Here is a 16,459-nt window from a genome sequence, read left to right on the forward strand (position 1 = left end):
GCATCCACACACACCTCGGTCTGGGTGCTTTTTTATTTTATAATGGACACCTACATAAAAGCAGAACACCAACATGGCTAAAAATATTCGCCCTTATTTGAACAGCACGCCACAGCTTGGCAACAACTGTTATATCGATGAAATGTCGGTAGTGATTGGTGATGTTATATTGGCTGAAAATGTTTCTGTATGGCCTTTTGCCGTGATTCGTGGTGATGTAAACCATATTCGGATTGGTAAAAATTCGAATGTACAAGACCATGCAATGCTGCATGTTAGTCATAAAAAAGCAGATAAACCAAATGGCTCGCCTTTAATTATTGGTGAAGATGTCACCATTGGTCACCATGTCACCTTACATGGCTGCACCATCGGCAACCGTGTTTTGATTGGTATCAATAGCATTATTTTGGACGATGTCATCATTCCTGACGATGTTATGATTGGCGCAGGAACACTAGTTCCGCCAGGGAAAGTGCTTGAGAGTGGCTACTTATATGTCGGTAGTCCTGCCAAAAAAGTTCGTCCTCTCACAGAAAAAGAGTTGGCATTCTTACCGTATTCAGCACAAAACTATGTCAAAGTATCGGGGCATTATTTAGAGTCATAATCATTGGGAGCATTTTGCTCGCCTTTTAACATCAGCTCGTATAACAAGCATTACTTTCACAAATACTGAATCTGCGGATTAATACTTCTCAAACTCGATCACTAAAAAATCAATTAGAGCTTTTACCGATGGTAATAAGCCACGTCGCGAGGTATAAGCCAGATGAATCAGTTCGGGTTTTGGCTCCCAGCTTGGAATCACTTTGACCAAACGGCCTTCTTTTAAATCATTATGAATAATCAGCTCTGGTAACTTGGCAATCCCAAGACCTTGTAAAGTCGCTAAATGCAATGCGTTAAGATCGGTTGTAGTCAGCCTTGGTTCACATTTCAATACATAAGCTTCGTTCTGTTCATCGAATAATTTCCAATGATATTCAGGTACAAAGGATTCCATCATCAACACTGGCCACTGATTCAGCTCTTTGGGATGTTGGATCGAAAACTGCTGATAAGCCAATTGTGGACTCGCCACAATAAACTGTCTTGATAACGACAAATTACGGACCACCAACCCACTGTCTTCTAAGGGTAAGGGTCGAATTCGTATTGCCAGATCGTAACGTTCATTCATCAAATCCACTTTTCGATTGGTGGCTTCGACGTGCAAACGGACTTTGGGATATTTTTTTAGAAAATCATTTAGCATGGTACTGACATTCAGATGCAGTAAATTCACGGGACATGAGATTTTCACTGTGCCTACAGGTTCCAAACTGAGCATTTCAATGGCTGCATCCGCCGCTTCTGCTTCAATAATCATGGCTTGGCAGTGCTGATAATAGACTTTTCCAACTTCCGTCACGGACACACTGCGTGTGGTTCTATTGAGTAACTTTACCCCTAAACGGTTTTCCAACTCGGCAATTCGGCGACTCAGTAATGATTTGGTGATCATCAGTTCATTACTGGCCGCGGAAAAACCACCGTACTCGATCACTTTGGCGAAATAATAAAGGTCATTGAAATCTTTCATTTAATCATCCCCCGCTTAAAACCACACTGTTCTTTATACATGACAATGTTTCTCATATTAGATATTTTTCAACCTTTGTCATGAAATTAATATAGGAGTCACAAATTAATCAGTACTAAAGGTAATAACAATGTCTACTCCAGCAAACTTCAATGGTCAACGTCCAGTCATCGATCCAACAGATTCAGTTATGTTATTGATCGACCATCAAAGTGGTTTATTTCAAACTGTAGGCGACATGCCTATGCCAGAACTACGTCAACGCGCAGCTGCTTTGGCAAAAATTGCATCACTAGCTAATATTCCTGTGATTACAACAGCGTCTGTTCCTCAAGGTCCAAATGGCCCCTTAATTCCAGAAATACACCAAAATGCACCGCATGCACAGTATGTGGCGCGTAAAGGTGAAATTAATGCATGGGATAATCCAGACTTCGTCAATGCAGTCAAAGCGACAGGTAAAAAGACGTTAATTATTGCAGGAACCATTACTAGCGTATGTATGGCTTTCCCTGCCATTAGTGCGGTTGCTGAAGGTTTTAAAGTTTTTGCAGTTATTGATGCGTCAGGTACATATACCAAAATGGCGGAGGAAATTACCCTTGCTCGTGTGGTTCAAGCCGGTGTTGTACCGATGGATACTGCAGCTGTTGCTTCTGAAATCCAAAAAACATGGAACCGTGAAGATGCGCAAGAATGGGCACAAGTCTACACCCAAATCTTTCCTGCTTATGCTTTGCTAATGGAAAGCTATGTGAAAGCGCAAGAAGTGGTTCAAAATAAAGAAGTTTTAGACTCAAGTCACTAATCTAAAATGATCAAGGTTGAACCACCTCTAACATTTTAAAGCTAAATTGAAAATAAATAGGCATCTCATTAATAGGTGCCTATTTTTACTGAACTGGAGTTTATGTCTAAGTCACTCATTTTCAACAAATAGAAAAAACTACATATTTATCAAACTCTTAAAATAAAAAATGCATTAAAATGAGCACTATTTAGATATAAAAAAAACGTATAATTAAAATTAAAGAATACAATTAGTATTATATAGGAGAAAAGCAGATCATTTGAATCCTAGAAAACAACAGGATTTAACATGCTTAACGCAATCCACTGGCCTGAAAATTACCTCCCTGGACATACCGATAACTTTGTTTCTAATGAAGTGATTGTTTCAAACTTATCCGTTCAAGATATTTGGCCTTTTTTAGTCAATGCGCATCTATGGCCTTCATATTATGGAAACTCCTCAGATATTGATTTGAATGGCGCAGAATGTTTAGAACCAAACTTAGTCTTTTTCTTTAAAACTTTTGGCTTTCCAGTCAATGCTCAGGTCGTTGAGTATGCCCTGCCTAAAGATCATCAACCCGCTAGAATCGCATGGCATGGCTGGGCAGGTGAACCAGATTCTAGCGATCGGTTGGATGTCCACCATGCTTGGCTGATTGAAGACCTTCCTCATAACCGCGTCCGTATTTTGACTCAAGAAACCCAAATAGGCCGACCAGCTCAAGAATTAGCACAAACTAAACCGAACCCGATGCTAAATGGACATCAAGACTGGTTAGACGGCCTAGTTAAAATAGCAAAAGCTAAAATTTAGAGGGTTCTCAGCACAAACCTCACTTTGCTGTCTCAATTAATAAATGCCGTAACCACTGCTGGGCTGCATCACGGTGGTTACGTTCATGCCAAGCCAGTATTTTAGTAAAGTGAGGAATATCTAAAGGAGGTTCAAAAACTTTAAAACCTTGCAGATTCTGAGTTAAACGTGACGGTACAACAGCGATTAAGTCTGTAGTACTCAAAATCTCAGGCAAAATTAAAAAACTATTCACCGACAACATCACCTGTCGTCTTTTTTTTAATCCTTTAAGCTGTAAGTCAGTCACCCCAACAAACTTTCCTCCATCATGAGAAATCAAAGCATGGTCTGCAGAACAAAGATTATCAATACTCAATTGCTTATTTTGTGCCATGTGATGTTGATCACTCATGAGACAAACATAGTGTTCTTCGAATAAATCGTAAGTATGTAAATCTAAATGTGCATGTTCTGGTGTAATTAATGCGAAATCAATAACACCACGTTCTAATTGAGTAAATATCTCATCATTGTGTACAGAAACCACCGAAATTTGAACTTTAGGTGCTGAGCGTCTCAGCGCAGCAATATAAGCTACCAATATTGTCTTTAAGGCATAATCTGTGGCTGCAATACGTAGCGTAAGCTCAGCCTCTTTTGGCTCAAAAATACTGGGTTTAAGTAAAGTATGAATATCACTTAAAATATTTTTAACGACTGGTGCAAGCTCTAATGCCCTTAAAGTTGGGTTTATTCCCCGTTGAGAACGGGTAAATAATGGGTCTTCAAAATAGTCACGCAGTCGCTGTAACATTCCACTCACAGCAGGCTGAGTGAGGTACAACTTCTTGGCCGCACCCGTTACACTACGCTCATCAAAAAGTGCATCAAAGGTTTTCAGTAAGTTTAGATCTAAATTTTGGATATCATGCTTCATGATATGAGGGCCTTAAATTTATTATTTTCATTATAAGATAGAAAGCCTTATTCGCTATACCTAGCAAAAGTGTTTAAAAATCAGCTAATCATCATATTGAGCATATTCATCTTCAAGAAAAAAACATTCAACATAGCCACCACCGCCTAAATTTTGTAGAATACTCCTTTTACCCCATGGTGCTTTTACATGACCGCTTGGACAGCTCACGTCACCGTCGCAACTGTTGTTGAAAAAGACGGAAAATTTCTATTTGTAGAAGAGCATACTGCGGGTGTGACACACACTGTATTTAACCAGCCTGCTGGCCATGTTGAATCAGGTGAAACACTCATCGAAGCTGCCATTCGTGAAACTATGGAAGAAACTGGACATGAAGTGTCTATAGATGCGTTATTGGGCATTTATACCTATACCCCCCCCATGTTTCCAGACCGTACGTATTATCGTTTCTGCTTTTTAGCGCAGTCACTTCATCACAATCCAACGGCTGAACTCGATACAGGTATCGTGGGTGCAATATGGATGACTTTGGATGAACTACTCGAAACGGCCCGTGCACGTAGTCCATTGGTGATTAAAGCAGTTCAAGACGCACTCGCGGGTCAAAAATATCCTTTATCGCTCGTTTATGAGCATCAAAATTCTCCCCTTATTTCAAGTTTGGATGCCTAGTCCTATGCAACAACGTGTCATCGTCGGTATGTCGGGTGGTGTAGATTCATCTGTTTCTGCTGCTCTTCTTCTTCAACAAGGTTATCAAGTTGAAGGTCTTTTCATGAAGAACTGGGAAGAAGATGACGGTACGGAATACTGCACGGCGATGGAAGACTTAGCCGATGCTCAAGCGGTCTGTGATAAACTAGGGATTAAACTACACACCGCCAACTTTGCTATGGAATATTGGGATCGTGTATTTGAGCATTTCTTAGCGGAATATGCTGCAGGCCGTACTCCAAACCCAGATATTTTATGTAATAAAGAAATCAAATTCCGTGCGTTCTTAGATCATGCTATGCAACTGGGCGCAGACTTTATTGCGACGGGTCACTATGCACGTCGCGGCGAAACTATGACCAACTCTAAAGGTGAGGAATACGCACCTTTACTGCGTGGTTTAGATAAAAACAAAGACCAGACCTATTTCTTACACGCTGTACATGGCCGTGAAATTAATAAGACGTTGTTCCCTGTAGGGGAAATTGAAAAGCCTGAAGTACGTAAAATTGCGGAACAATATGACCTAGTCACAGCGAAGAAAAAAGACTCAACGGGCATCTGTTTTATTGGTGAACGTCGTTTTAATGACTTCTTAAAACAATACTTGCCTGCACAAGCTGGAAAAATCGTCTTAGATGATGGCAAAGAGGTTGGTGAACATCACGGCTTAATGTACTATACGCTCGGTCAACGCGGTGGTATTGGTATTGGTGGTTTGAAAGGTGTGGCTGAAGGCGCATGGTTCGTTCTACACAAAGATATTGAAAACAACCGTTTGGTGATTGGTCAAGGTCATGAACATCCACTCATGCAAAGTACTACACTTTGGAGTGAAACGATTGACTGGGTCGCAGGTGAAATGCAGATTCCTGAAACAGGTTTCCGTTGTACCTCACGGACGCGCTATCGCCAAGATGACCAAGATTGTGTGATCTTTAATGATCCGACTACCCCAGGTGGCGTACGTGTTGAGTTCGATGAACCCCAACGTGCCGTAACTCCGGGTCAGAGTGTCGTATTCTACTCAGGTGAAGTTTGTTTAGGCGGTGGCGTGATTCATCATACCAATGCGCCTAAACCTGATTTTATTTAAAGGATTTTAAGACATGGCTGAGTTACCGTTTCAACAGCCTCAAACTTTGAACGAACGTCAAAACCGAGCTTTGGCGTTGGCGGCTGTTTTTCAGTCCGCGCAACTGACGCATATGACCGCCTTGAGCGGTCAACAAAGTATTGGGGAAAGCGGTAACTTCTATTTAGAGCAGTTGATTAAAGCCAGTTTAAATATCCGACCGAAGGGCAACCAAAGCGGACAAACTTTAGACTTCTTTCATCAGCTGGCGGACATCTCCTTAGGACTAAAAACTTTAGAAAGTAGCATTACCCAACCCTTTAATACCTCACCTAAAACTCGAATTCCCAAATTATCCACTGCTAAACTTCCCATGACCTATGCCATGGCACTCTTACAACTCGAAAAGAAAGTGTATAGCAACCCCAAATTCGTTGAAATTATTGAACAGTCCCAACAAAAAATCTTAAGACAGCTTTCTTTTTTCGATAACAACTATTTACATCCAAGCATCATTGCCAACCTCGCGCAAACCTACGTCGACACCGCAGGACAAATTAACCCACGCATTATGGTGCGAGGTAATGCAGAAGCATTTAAAGATTCATCGCATACCAACCGCATTCGTGCTTCCCTCTTCACTGGCTTACAAATGGCACATTTATGGCGTCAGCTCGGTGGAAGTTCATGGGGCATGGTGTTTAGCAAACGCAAGTTGCTTAAAGATATTCAAGATCTCGCTCGTTTACAGTATCAGGTGATTTAACACATGATCGACGGGCTTTTTAGTTTTACGTTTAATTCCAAAGTTTAAGGAATCGCTATGAACGCTTTAACCGCACTTTCTCCATTAGATGGACGCTACGCTAGCAAATGTGATGCGCTTCGTCCTTTCCTCTCTGAGTTTGGTTTAATCCATGCTCGTGTGACTGTTGAAGTGCGTTGGTTACAAGCGCTTGCAAACCGTCCAGAAATCACTGAAGTGCCTGCTTTCAGTGCTGAGACCAATGCTGCACTTGATGCAATTGTTGCTGACTTTTCTGAAAACGACGCCAACCGTATTAAAGATATCGAACGTACCACGAACCATGACGTTAAAGCCGTTGAGTACTTCCTGAAAGAAAAAATTGAAGGCATCGAAGAGCTTAAAAATGCGGGTGAATTCATTCACTTTGCATGTACGTCTGAAGACATCAACAACTTGTCTCATGCATTAATGCTGAAAAGTGGTCGTGATGTATTGATTGCATCTATGCAGCAAATCATTGACTCAATCGTGGCATTGTCTGAAAAGCATGCTGACCAACCTATGTTGTCTCGTACACATGGTCAGACGGCAAGCCCAACCACTTTGGGTAAAGAAATGGCAAACGTAGCTTATCGTCTTGCGCGCCAAATCAAACAATTCAAACAAGTTGAACTTTTAGGCAAAATCAACGGTGCTGTAGGTAACTATAACGCTCACCTTTCTGCTTACCCAGACATCAACTGGCCTGCACACTCACAAGCATTCGTTGAGTCTTTAGGTCTAAGCTTTAACCCGTACACCACTCAAATTGAGCCACATGACTACATGGCGGAACTGTTTGATGCTTTACGTCGTTTCAACACGATTTTGATCGACTTTAACCGTGACGTTTGGGGTTATATTTCACTTGGTTTCTTCAAGCAAAAACTTAAAGATGGTGAAGTGGGTTCTTCAACGATGCCACACAAAGTAAACCCTATTGACTTCGAAAACTCAGAAGGCAACTTAGGCTTAGCCAATGCTGTACTTGCACACCTTGGCGAAAAACTTCCAATTTCTCGCTGGCAGCGTGACCTAACGGACTCAACTGTACTACGTAACATGGGTGTTGGTTTTGCACAAAGCTTGATTGCTTTTGAAGCTTGTTCAAAAGGCATTGGTAAACTTGAACTCAATGCTGCACGTATTGATGAAGACTTAAACAATGCACAAGAAGTTCTAGCTGAACCAATTCAAACCGTAATGCGTCGTTACAACGTTGAAAAACCATACGAAAAACTAAAAGCATTAACTCGTGGTCAAGCCATGACACGTGACATGATGGTTGACTTCGTGAATGGTAATGAACTTGAAGCTGTTCCTGCTGCTGACCGTGCACGTTTAGCGGAAATGACACCTGCAACCTATACAGGTAATGCAGCTGAACAAGCAAAACAAGTTGCTGACTTAATTTCTAAAATCTAATTTTTAGAAATTAACAAAAAGCGAAGCTTCGGCTTCGCTTTTTTATCTATAATGCAAACAAGAATCTACTATATGCATAATTGAAAAACCAATAAAAATGATGACAATCCTGAAAAGTACAACAACGAAAGCGCGCATTGACTATCAACTGAAAAAGCCGCATTGGATTGCGCTCATTGTACTAGCAGTCGCCATTGCTTTCGCATCGATCCACCCCCTTGAACTCAGCTCTTATATTTTGCATCAGGTCGGAACCGTATTCATGTTGGTGACGCTGATCATTTGTCTTTATAAAATGGGGCTCAGCTTAATCAGCTTTATGCTTTATATTGGGTTTTTGCTGATTCATATACTCGGTGCGCATTATCTATATTCTTATGTGCCCTATAATGAATGGTCAATCCAATATTTAAACCTAAACCTCAACCAGAGTTTAGGTTGGACACGTAATATGTATGATCGCTTTGTACATTTAGCGTACGGTCTACTGCTCTACCCATTTTTCTATCGTCTGTTTCAAGTGTGGTTACCCCAACTTTCTAAACTCACCCTATTCTTGCTAGTCATTCAATTTGTGATGGCAAGTAGCCTCATTTACGAATGGATTGAATGGTTTATTACGATGGGGTTATCACCTGAAGATGCTGAAAACTACAATGGGCAACAAGGTGATATTTGGGACGCGCACCAAGACATGCTTTTAGCCACCGTTGGCGCAATCATCACAGGCATAGCCTGTCTATTGAAAAAGTAGTCATTTTGTCTACCATAAAAAATAACGACAGGACTCATTCAAGTATAAGTGATTTGTGCATCAGCTTTAAAAATACAATAAAAAACACCACGTCAGGCGTGGTGTTTTTAACTCTTAGTCTTTCGCAGACTCATCTGTTGGCACTTCAGTAATTCGGCCACCGCGAGCAAGGAATGCCGCAACTTCGTCTTCAAGTGCTTGGCGTTGTTTTAATTTTGCAGTCACCGTCAGTGTTTCAGCTTCGGCAACATCACCATCGCTTGCAGCATTATCAGAAGAATCTGATGCGCCTTTTTCCGCTGCTTGAGCTTCGTCTTCGTCGACTGCTGAGTCTTCTACATCATCATAATCATTTGAATCAGTCATCTTAATCTCCCCACAAATGACATTTTAGGTTCCCATGAATTACTGGTTTCCAATTATGTTGAAATTTAACAAGCTCTCAGCCTTTCGCATAGTCTTATTCAACGGAAAATCGTATCTTTTTTAATCAAAATCGTAATCTTATTTTACGACTGGCTAAAAATTAACACTTCCTTTCTTAGACAGCATAACGCGTCTCTTTGAGCAACCCTAAACCATTGGCCTGTGCCATAAAAGCATCTTTTAATACAGGTAGTTTTTCAACCTGTTTCAAACCAAAGTTTCGGGCCCACACCACAGGAAAGAGTTGTGTGGTTTCCATCCAACCGATGGCAGACATGCTATGCATCATGGCATCATTTTGTCCTTTACGGCGGTGTTCATAACGCTTCAGTGTTTGCTCATGTGCCCACACGCCACGCGCTAGATCATGTAGTAATACGTCACACAGTACAGCCGCATCAAGACAACCAATATTCACACCTTGCCCCGCCAACGGATGAATCACATGAGCCGCATCACCAATTAAAGCCAAGCCTGCTTTAACATATTGCTGTGCAGTACGTGCTTTGAGTGGGAAAGTGGCACGAGGTGTCGCCTCCAACACTTCGCCTAACATGTGATAACTTTCTCGCGTTAATAGCTGGGTAAATTCAGCATCTGAAAGTGCAGCATATTCTTCTGCATAATCATCGGGGAGCGTCCATACGATAGACTGCCAATGCCCTGCTTGCTCTGGCTTTAAACTCGCCATTGGTAAAAATGCCAAAGGCCCCGTTTCTAAAAAAATCTGACGTGCAACGTGTTGATGAGGCTGTGCAGTACGAATGGCGCAGCTTAAACCAGCCTGTTTGTAGTCCAGCACATCGATATCGATAAACGCTTGTTCCCGTACAAAAGAGTTTGCACCATCTGCACCAATCACCAGTTTGGTTTTCAACACCGTGCCATCTGCCAAATGGATATACCATAGCCCAACACCTTCTTCGACGCGGGCAACTTTAACCTGAGTTCGGTAATCGTTGAGTACAGCAAGCATCTGCTGTTGAATCGCTAAATTAAGTAAACTTGGCTCAACCATAGAACCGAGTGCTTGTTCGCCTTGTGGTTCCTGCTTGGACTCATGACCAAAGTTAATTTCACCATAGCCATTTTTATTCCACACCTGCATGCCGCTATACGGCATCTGGCGGGCAATTTTGTCCCAAACATCAACGGTTTTAAGTAGGTGTATCGTCGCTTGACTGAGTGCCAAAACCCGTGGGTTTGCAACACTTAAGGTCTTTTGTTCATCCAAAATAGGTGCAGCATCCAGTACGGTAGCTTGCACAGCGCCTTGCGCTAAAAGCAAAGCTGTCAGTCCACCAACCAAACCACCGCCAATGATCACCACATCTAAAACATCAGTTTGAACATGACTCATGCTTTTAGCCCCATGGCATAGTTGGCAACGAGCGGTTTAATGCCTGGAATCGTATCAAACGCGACCAAACCAGTATTCCGAATAAACTTTAAGATTGGATTGCTGTTGCTAAAACCTCGTACCACCGAATCACAGAACTTAATTACGCGTTGTTGATCGGTCAAACGTGAAGCCTCATAGGCTTGCAGCATTACGGCATCGCCCAAGTCTGCATTTTGCGCAATTTGCTCCGTCAAATAGCGTACTAAGACGTGTGCATCTCGCATACACAGGTTAAAACCTTGCCCCGCAACGGGGTGAATGGTATGCGCGGCATTGCCCATTAACACCACCCGTCCTACGGCCTGCTTTTCTGCTAACACTTGTGACAATGGAAAACTAAAACGCTTACCTGTTTTTTGGAACTTTCCTGCACGGTCGCCATAGGTTTCTTGCAAAGCATCTAAGAAATGCTGGTCATTTTCATCGCCCAACCATTCACCTTCTGTGCCTTTTTTCACAGGCCAGACCACTGAACGGCGGTATTCACCTGGAAGAGGTAACAGTGCCAATGGCCCTAAGCTACTAAAACGCTCAAAACCCACATGGTGATGTGGTTTTGAGGTTTGTACCGTGGTCACAATAGCGACTTGGTCATAATCATGCTCCGAAGCACCTATCCCTAATGCTTTACGGCAGAATGAATCACGGCCATCTGCAGCAATGACAAGTTGTGCTTGGAGTGACAATTGTTCTGCTCCACGACTCGCTTCTATGTATGCCATATCAGCATCTTGGGTCAGTTGAGTGACTTGTACACCATCAATTAGCTCAATGAATGGTTGCTTTTGAACTTCTGTCAGTAATACACGACCGAGCCATGCGTTTTCTATGACCTGCCCAAAGCTTTCGACTTTTTCTTGTTCTGCTTTGAGTCGTGCCTTCCCAAAGCTACCTTGTTCGGTGATATTCACTTCTAAAATAGGTGTTGCATGTTCTTGTAACGCGCTCCATAAACCCAGTTCTTGGTAAATTTGAACTGTACGACGCGACAGTGCGCTGTTTCGTGCATCAAAGCTAGAATGGTATGGCGCAAGGTTTACATCATCATAATTTGGGTATTTGATTGCCTCTAAAAGCTTCACCGCAATGTTTTGTTTGGCTAACATCAACGCCAGACTCAGTCCGACCATACCACCACCGACTATGATGACTTCTTGTTGCATGCTTCTATCCTTTTTATGGCGTACCTAAAGTAAAAAACTTCAAATACCTATAAGTTTTAATGGATTTATATTACATCAAAGATTTTCTTTTTTATAATGAAATAGGCAATTGTTGGTTGGAGTTTAACTAGAATGATGCATTATTCAAATTATTCCAAACTTGATAGAAGCTCATTCAACCGTTTTTGCGCATCTTCATTAAAATTACTAGCAGCTTGATAATACCAACGTTTTGCAATTTTTAAATCTATATCGAAACCATTTCCATACTCATACATCAAGCCAAGCTTATAAGGTGCAACAGCATTTCTTTGCTTTGCTGCTTTCCGATATAAATTTGAAGCTTCCATAAAACTTTGTTCAACCCCTTTGCCCTTTTCATACATTTCACCAAGAACAGTTTGTGCATCAGCATTGCCTTGAGCGACGGATTTATTTATCCAAAACAATGCTTGCAGATAATCTTTTTGCACACCTTTACCACCAAGATAGAGTAGACCTAAATTAAGTTGCCCAAATTGATCTTTCTTATCAGCAGCTTGTTGATACCAATATTGTGCTAGAGCATAATCCTGAATCAATCCTTCCCCATTTTCATACATCTTTCCAAGCTCATTCTGAGCCACCACATCTCCACTTTGTGCACACTTTAAAATTCGGTCATATGCAGGAATCTTTTTATAATCAATCGTCAACGATTGCTTAATTTTATAATCACAATCAATGATATCAAAACCTAAATAGCTTTCGAATAGCTCAACCAACAATCTGCGAGCCAAGACTGTGTGATAAATTGACTGATTCTTTGAAGCAATGTGATAGTACTTAAAATAGTCTTCTGTAAAGTCGAATGAAGAATCGTAATCTATTATTTTTTCTCTCTTTAATTTACCCTTTTCTAAATATTCACGTTCATAATATATTGAAAAATTAAACCATTCCTTTTCAAAGTCTTGTATCTCTCCTTCAAAGTACAAATCTTTATCCTCTTCCTGCGAAACCCTTCTAACCTCCATATTGTTTTTATAAATCAAATAATTATAACCATCACAACTATCTACACATTCAAAAAAAATCACCCAATCATTTGAAGGCAAATCTTCTAATAATTCTTGCCATAACTCAGGAGCATTGTAAGCAGAATAAAAAATATCTACGTTATCGACAAAAATGAAATTTCCACCAATTTCTTGTATACGAATATTTGTATATGAATCAATAATTTCAACTTCATGCTGCATCCATTTATAAATAATAGCTTTTACTTCTTTAATATCACCTTGGAATGGAAACACCATTCCTGTCATTCGAGTACCCATATTTTTTATTTTTACACTACAAAATTAATTAATTTATCTTACTTCAAAGGTTTTCTTTTTTATAATGAAATGGATATTTTTGCGTACTTTCACCGCAAAGAGCCTTACCATGATTCTGAAAAGACAATCTTTTCGATTTTCATCAAAACTTGTTCAAGCAAACTTATAAAAAATGTGGAGCTTTGATTAAATAGTAGGCGTGGAACGTGAAGAATCAATAAAAAGCCGCTATAGGGTTCAGCGCACTAGATAGAACAGCTTAGGCTAAATATTGATGCTTATAGAAAAACTTCAAGCATTTCATATAAGTGTATTATGTTAATTTTAGGAAATTTAAGAGTTTATAATCATGGTAGCTCATGGACTTGAACAAGCAATCAATAGCTTATCCAAAGAAATTCAAATTAATCATTTTAATAATGTCGAAGAAATTGATGCAAAACTTGCTGAAATTATGGCTTTTAATGATTACTCAGTTATTCGCCCACTTGTGCGATTAATGGAAGATAATGCTCAATATGATGAAGCTGTATTTTCAATTATTCATAGCATAGAATCATTTGAAAATAATGTATATATAATTGAGATTATTAATGAATTTCCATATATAGCAAAGAAAGCACCTAACTGGGCTACTATTTTGCTTATAAGGATACTAAATAGTAAGACTGCAAGAGAATGCATGATTGATAAAGTTTCTTTAACTACTCCAGCAATAAAAAACTCAATTTTATTCCTTTTACAGCGTATCAATGCGGAAAAACCTAATTTTTTTGATAAAACAGCTTCTTTAATGAAAGTAATAACTCCCATTTAACATAATAGAACTGATACGAAACGAGAGTCTTAGAATCTAATCAAAGTTCCTCTAGCTCCTTTAATGCAATCCTCAGCGTCCGAATTGCGGAAGCACGAAAAACAGCATTTGTCCCATCAGCGGAAGGATTTTTATCTGTCCAAGCAATTGCTGCGAGGCATTGAATGCCAACATAGAATAGAAATTTCATTTCAGGCACTGTCTGCTTATATGTACACTCCCAACCTTCTAAAAAAGCATTCAGTAATTCTAAATCAGAGAAATCTATATCCACCCAAACAATTTTGGCTAAATCATAAACCGCATCTCCAATACGAGCAGCATCAAAGTCTATAATACCGGAAATCCGATTTTCACTTTCTACAAGGATATTTCGACCAATATAGTCACAATGCAGTAAATGAAGCTGTGTCGGCTCATATATCGCTTTACCGTATTTTCGTAACTCATTCAATTGGTCACAAAATTCGTGATAATCAGATGACAATGGATTTATACGAGACATCCATTTTGAGATCATTAATTCCAATTGTTGCTTCCACAATACCCAATGTGTTGATAAGCCATCTCGATCTTGCCAAAACCTCATATTCAATAAGCGAGTCTGTGGGATTGCACGATGAAGTTCGCCCAAAGCTCGTCCTGTATTCCTAAGCAAAGAGATTTTTTGTACCCGCGTACAATTCTTCAACACTTGATCGACATGTATGCCTTCTATTGCACTCATGACAAGGATAGAAGAACCTTTCCATTCAAACTTATTTAATACATTTGGCGTTAGTGGAAATTCTTTGAGAGCTTCTAAGATTTCACAGTAACGATCATTAGCCGTTTGATTATTTGCTATTTTGATAAAGATCTCCCCTTGAGAGGATTGCCCTTGATACACTGAAGCCCCATTTCTCTGTGTAACTAAATTTAACGTCTTTGCCTGAACCCTATGCTTTAAATCAGATAAATCTTTCATGCTGCCTAATTTCTATTGTTGGTAAAACGATGATGAAATAATTAATTTTTTTTATTCATAAATATTATAAGTCTCTATTCAACATAAACACCTTATAAAAAATAAAAGCCGATCTCATGATCGGCTTTTATACAGTAAATGATATTTATCGCGCCATTAACGCTTCAATTTCATCTACCGACTTCACCACTTTCGCAGTCAAATTCAGTGGACCGTTTTGGGTTGCTACGATGTCATCTTCAATACGAATACCAATACCACGCCATTTCGCATCGACCGTTTCATCATCAGGTGCAATGTACAAGCCCGGTTCAACAGTCACCACCATGCCTTCTTCATAGGCACGCCACACACCTTCTTGCTTATATGAACCGACATCATGCACGTCCATACCCAACCAGTGTCCTGTACCATGCATATAAAACTGACGGAAACTTTCCTTTTGAATTATCTCTTCAATGTCACCTTGCATAATCCCCAGATCAAGTAGACCTTGGACTAGAATGCGCACAGCAACATTATGTGGTTCTTTATACGAGTTGCCTACACGCACTGCGTCAATTGCAGCAAGTTGTGCATCAAGAATTACATTATAAAGAGCTTTTTGCTCAGGGCTGAACTTTCCATTGACGGGGAAAGTACGGGTGATGTCTGAAGCATAATATTCATATTCACACGCTGCGTCGATCAGCACCAAATCGCCATCTTTTAGCTCTTTGTTATTCTCTACATAGTGCAAAATGCAAGCGTTTTCACCACCACCGACAATGCTGTTATACGACGGCACGCAGCCATTTTGACCAAATACATAATTCAGCTCAGCTTCTAGAGCATATTCCATCATGCCTGGCTTAACGGTTTGCATGGCACGAGTATGAGCTTGTGCAGAAACATCAGAAGCCGTTTGCATCAATGCAATTTCTTGTGCTGATTTAAACAAACGCATTTCATCTAAAATACGGTCTAGCTGTATCACTTGTGCAGGTGCAGCAGTCCCACGACGTGACTCACCATTGGCAGTCGTGATCCATTTTGCTACACGTGCATCAAATTCAGGTTGTTGCCCAATACGATAGAATAATTTTTCTTTGCTTAAGAGTTTTTCAATGATTTCTTCATCTAACAAATCGATCGCATACGCTTCGTCAGCATCATAGTCATCTACCGCACCATCCACACCTGCGCGGTAACCATTCCAGATTTCCATCTCGCGGTCACGCTCACGGCAGAACAAACTGTAGCTATAACCGTCTTCATCATCTTCAGCAAAGGTTTCAATAACCGCTACGGCTTCGGGCTCAGCAAAACCGGTTAGATAAAAGAAGCTGCTATCGGTGCGGTATTTATAGTCTGCATCACGATTACGCATCGCCACTGGACTGGTTGCAATAATAGCAATACTGTTCGGACCCATTTGTGCAGCCAAACGGTCACGGCGTTCCTGAAAATCCACTTGCGTTAGTTTCATGTTTGATCTGTCTTTTTTATACTAGA

Annotated in this window: 17 protein-coding genes; 9 read left to right on the forward strand and 8 right to left on the reverse strand. The window is 40.4% G+C overall.

What is annotated here, in order from left to right:
- Nucleotides 1-73: 73 nt before the first annotated feature.
- Nucleotides 74-610, forward strand: coding sequence for a gamma carbonic anhydrase family protein (locus tag AC0KVP_RS11140; protein ID WP_473336680.1), 537 nt, complete (start codon nucleotides 74-76; stop codon nucleotides 608-610).
- A 78-nt stretch (nucleotides 611-688) separates the two neighbouring features.
- Here AC0KVP_RS11140 and AC0KVP_RS11145 read toward each other — a convergent pair whose 3' ends face one another.
- On the reverse strand, nucleotides 689-1,585 hold the full coding sequence (locus AC0KVP_RS11145) for a LysR substrate-binding domain-containing protein (RefSeq protein WP_473336682.1): 897 nt from the start codon (nucleotides 1,583-1,585) through the stop codon (nucleotides 689-691).
- A gap of 130 nt (nucleotides 1,586-1,715) precedes the next feature.
- Here AC0KVP_RS11145 and AC0KVP_RS11150 point away from each other — a divergent pair, with 130 nt between their 5' ends.
- A complete protein-coding gene (locus tag AC0KVP_RS11150; protein ID WP_473336684.1) occupies nucleotides 1,716-2,393 on the forward strand; it encodes a hydrolase in 678 nt (225 codons plus the stop codon).
- A 291-nt stretch (nucleotides 2,394-2,684) separates the two neighbouring features.
- Entirely contained in the window at nucleotides 2,685-3,194 is a 510-nt protein-coding gene (locus tag AC0KVP_RS11155; RefSeq protein WP_473336686.1) for an SRPBCC family protein, read from the forward strand.
- Between the two features lie 19 nt (nucleotides 3,195-3,213).
- Here AC0KVP_RS11155 and AC0KVP_RS11160 read toward each other — a convergent pair whose 3' ends face one another.
- Nucleotides 3,214-4,113 carry a LysR family transcriptional regulator gene (locus AC0KVP_RS11160; protein WP_473336688.1) on the reverse strand — a complete coding sequence of 300 codons (900 nt, stop codon included), beginning with the start codon at nucleotides 4,111-4,113 and terminating at the stop codon, nucleotides 3,214-3,216.
- Between the two features lie 189 nt (nucleotides 4,114-4,302).
- Here AC0KVP_RS11160 and AC0KVP_RS11165 point away from each other — a divergent pair, with 189 nt between their 5' ends.
- The 5 genes from AC0KVP_RS11165 (at nucleotide 4,303) to AC0KVP_RS11185 (ending at nucleotide 8,871) form a co-directional block, all read left to right on the forward strand.
- Nucleotides 4,303-4,788, forward strand: a complete 486-nt coding sequence (locus AC0KVP_RS11165; RefSeq protein ID WP_473336690.1) for an NUDIX hydrolase — start codon at nucleotides 4,303-4,305, stop codon at nucleotides 4,786-4,788.
- Nucleotides 4,789-4,792: 4 nt separating this feature from the next.
- Nucleotides 4,793-5,926, forward strand: a complete 1,134-nt coding sequence (gene mnmA, locus AC0KVP_RS11170) for a tRNA 2-thiouridine(34) synthase MnmA (RefSeq protein ID WP_005399800.1) — start codon at nucleotides 4,793-4,795, stop codon at nucleotides 5,924-5,926.
- Nucleotides 5,927-5,939: 13 nt separating this feature from the next.
- The gene (gene hflD, locus AC0KVP_RS11175) at nucleotides 5,940-6,671 is read left to right on the forward strand and encodes a high frequency lysogenization protein HflD (RefSeq protein WP_004980842.1); all 732 of its coding nucleotides are present in this window, start codon (nucleotides 5,940-5,942) and stop codon (nucleotides 6,669-6,671) included.
- Between the two features lie 57 nt (nucleotides 6,672-6,728).
- A complete protein-coding gene (purB, locus tag AC0KVP_RS11180; RefSeq protein ID WP_473336693.1) occupies nucleotides 6,729-8,117 on the forward strand; it encodes an adenylosuccinate lyase in 1,389 nt (462 codons plus the stop codon).
- Between the two features lie 97 nt (nucleotides 8,118-8,214).
- Complete coding sequence (locus AC0KVP_RS11185; protein WP_473336695.1) at nucleotides 8,215-8,871, forward strand: DUF2238 domain-containing protein; 657 nt, start codon at nucleotides 8,215-8,217, stop codon at nucleotides 8,869-8,871.
- 114 nt (nucleotides 8,872-8,985) lie between these two features.
- Here the strand turns inward: AC0KVP_RS11185 and AC0KVP_RS11190 are convergent, their stop codons facing one another.
- The 4 genes from AC0KVP_RS11190 to AC0KVP_RS11205 form a co-directional block, all read right to left on the reverse strand.
- Complete coding sequence (locus AC0KVP_RS11190; RefSeq protein ID WP_004694228.1) at nucleotides 8,986-9,237, reverse strand: hypothetical protein; 252 nt, start codon at nucleotides 9,235-9,237, stop codon at nucleotides 8,986-8,988.
- Between the two features lie 175 nt (nucleotides 9,238-9,412).
- Complete coding sequence (locus AC0KVP_RS11195; protein WP_473336697.1) at nucleotides 9,413-10,657, reverse strand: FAD-dependent monooxygenase; 1,245 nt, start codon at nucleotides 10,655-10,657, stop codon at nucleotides 9,413-9,415.
- Entirely contained in the window at nucleotides 10,654-11,862 is a 1,209-nt protein-coding gene (gene ubiH, locus AC0KVP_RS11200; RefSeq protein ID WP_473336699.1) for a 2-octaprenyl-6-methoxyphenyl hydroxylase, read from the reverse strand. The genes AC0KVP_RS11195 and ubiH overlap by 4 nt, the downstream gene beginning before the upstream one ends.
- Before the next feature lie 149 nt (nucleotides 11,863-12,011).
- Nucleotides 12,012-13,169, reverse strand: a complete 1,158-nt coding sequence (locus tag AC0KVP_RS11205) for a tetratricopeptide repeat protein (RefSeq protein WP_473336701.1) — start codon at nucleotides 13,167-13,169, stop codon at nucleotides 12,012-12,014.
- 361 nt (nucleotides 13,170-13,530) lie between these two features.
- Between AC0KVP_RS11205 and AC0KVP_RS11210 the strand changes: the two genes are divergently transcribed.
- A complete protein-coding gene (locus AC0KVP_RS11210) occupies nucleotides 13,531-13,998 on the forward strand; it encodes an Imm30 family immunity protein (RefSeq protein ID WP_473336703.1) in 468 nt (155 codons plus the stop codon).
- A 40-nt stretch (nucleotides 13,999-14,038) separates the two neighbouring features.
- Here the strand turns inward: AC0KVP_RS11210 and AC0KVP_RS11215 are convergent, their stop codons facing one another.
- Both AC0KVP_RS11215 and pepP read right to left on the reverse strand, forming a co-directional pair.
- Entirely contained in the window at nucleotides 14,039-14,965 is a 927-nt protein-coding gene (locus AC0KVP_RS11215) for a phosphotransferase family protein (RefSeq protein ID WP_473336705.1), read from the reverse strand.
- Between the two features lie 145 nt (nucleotides 14,966-15,110).
- Nucleotides 15,111-16,433, reverse strand: coding sequence for a Xaa-Pro aminopeptidase (pepP, locus tag AC0KVP_RS11220; protein ID WP_473336707.1), 1,323 nt, complete (start codon nucleotides 16,431-16,433; stop codon nucleotides 15,111-15,113).
- Nucleotides 16,434-16,459: the final 26 nt, after the last annotated feature.

It is taken from the genome of Acinetobacter sp. DL27 (assembly GCF_055810995.1).